Annotated in this window: 1 protein-coding gene; it reads left to right on the forward strand. The window is 66.9% G+C overall.

The genetic code is table 11. The features are described 5' to 3' along the window. Positions 1–51: 51 nt before the first annotated feature. On the forward strand, positions 52–305 hold a 254-nt coding region (locus AC4IJH_RS43830; protein ID WP_490857620.1), incomplete at its 3' end, for an acyltransferase domain-containing protein.

The following is a 305-nucleotide window of genomic DNA, read 5'->3' on the forward strand; positions in this document are numbered from 1 at the left end:
GTGTCGGGCAGTGAGGTGGATGCCGCGTACTGGTACGCGAATCTGCGGCAGATGGTCCGCTTCGAAGAAGCCGTACGTGTCCTGATGTCCTCTGGTTACGGATCGTTCGTGGAGGCTTCGCCGCACCCGGTGCTGACCGCCGCGGTGACGGAGACCGCCGAGGATGCGGGCAGTGCTGACGTCCTGGTCGTGGGCACGCTGGAGCGGGACAACGGTGGTGCCCGGCGCCTGATCACGTCGCTGGCGCAGGCGTATGTCGGTGGGCTGCCGGTGGATTGGAAGGCGGTGCTTTCTGCCGCGGAGTC

The sequence above is a fragment of the Streptomyces sp. UF-297 genome (assembly GCF_058245575.1).